Annotated in this window: 2 protein-coding genes; both read right to left on the bottom strand. The window is 58.2% G+C overall.

Features of this window, described 5'->3' with window-relative positions:
• A partial coding sequence (locus tag Q0520_RS00330) for an oligosaccharide flippase family protein (RefSeq protein ID WP_298665172.1) occupies window positions 1-985 on the bottom strand: 985 nt, incomplete at its 3' end.
• A 26-nt stretch (window positions 986-1011) separates the two neighbouring features.
• Window positions 1012-1134: a hypothetical protein gene (locus tag Q0520_RS00325; RefSeq protein ID WP_298665170.1), complete on the bottom strand. Its 123-nt coding sequence runs from the start codon at window positions 1132-1134 to the stop codon at window positions 1012-1014.
• Window positions 1135-1453 lie beyond the last annotated feature (319 nt).

Here is a 1453-nt window from a genome sequence, read left to right as displayed (position 1 = left end):
CCGCGGCAAAACCCGCACCATAGAAGAAGTACAGGAGACGGTCGCCGAGGATCCACCCCCCAACCGCGACCGGAACCGCAAGGAGGAGGGAGTAGGTGAAAGCGCGGGAGAGGGAGAGTTTGACGAGGTCGAGGGCGCCCCGAGTATGCCAGCGGCTGATCTTCGGGTACAGGGTGGTATGAAGGGCCATCGTCGTGAAGGTGGCTGCAGTGGTGAACTGGAAGGCGATCCGGTAGACGCCGACATCGGCAGGGGACATGAAGTACCCGATGAGGATCGTATCGGCGTGCGAGAAGACCATGGCACCACTGGACGTGAGGAAGATCCAGAAGGAGAAGGCAAGGAGGTTTTTGAGATGGGCGGTTGTGAAGCGAGCAAGACGGAGGTGAATATAACGGAGACAGAATAAGCTCCCGACAAACATCCCGAAGACAAAACCTCCAACCAGACCTGCAATGCCATAACCGAGGAGAACGGCGATAACCTGGATAAGAACCTTGACAACATTGTTCAAGAGGTTGGCGGTCTGGCTTGCGCCGATCATCCCCTCGCCATAGAGTCCATTCCCCAGAACCCCGGCTAAGACCCCAAAGATGAGGGCAATAATGAGCCATGGGACCATACTGGATGTACCGTCTGCAGTGAGGAGGTCAGAGAGGGCGAGCACCACGACCACCGAGACGGCGAGAAGAGCGACCCTGAGAAGGAGGAAGGCGGTGAAGTAGGCGTCCTGATCCTTTCCCTCGGAGATACGCTTAACTGCCGCACCCCCGAAACCTCCGTCGCCTACCAGGTTGAAGATCCCGTAGTAGGCAAGGAAGAGGGAGAATATCCCGTATGCGACCTCTCCCAGGGCATGGGCAAAGTACATCGTGGCAACGAAGCCAACGGCGGTGAGGATGAGAGTGGAGCTGAGGCTGATGAGGCTCTGCCGGCGGACAGGATCGATACCCATGAGGCGGGCGAGGGTGCGGGGTGGGGGCACAGGGATACTCTTGGTAGATGGAAGGATTAAACCCTGTCGTCTCTTCTGTCAAAGAAGGTCCGCAGCCAGAGTTCAGTACAGACAACCCGCCAGATCTCAGGGGAGTAGGCGGCCGTCCCCTCCATATATGCGAGGGGATTCCGGTACATCTGGTCCACACTCCCTTATAGTCCAGCCGTGAATTTGCCAGAGGGAAGAGTCTCTTAAGGAGGAGAACTTCCTTCATCCAGACCTCCTCGGGCGTCACACATCCCCTCTTGTCCATCCGACACCAGGTCCCTGATCTCCTGCCGCAGGACTGTTTGTCACGCCTGCCCCGTACATCTCGTCGAGAGGGAAGGAGAGGAGGTTTGCGTACCTGCTTTCCTGAGATGGCCCCAGGATAGTTCACCGTAGGATCGACCACAGGCAGATCACAACCACCGCGGCCAGGGCGCACCGAGCTGCACCACAAGGTCCCGGATCTCG

This window comes from uncultured Methanofollis sp. (assembly GCF_937919355.1).
Lineage (GTDB): Archaea > Halobacteriota > Methanomicrobia > Methanomicrobiales > Methanofollaceae > Methanofollis.
Note: the sequence above shows the minus strand (reverse complement) of the source record. Positions and strands in the feature narration are given on the sequence as shown.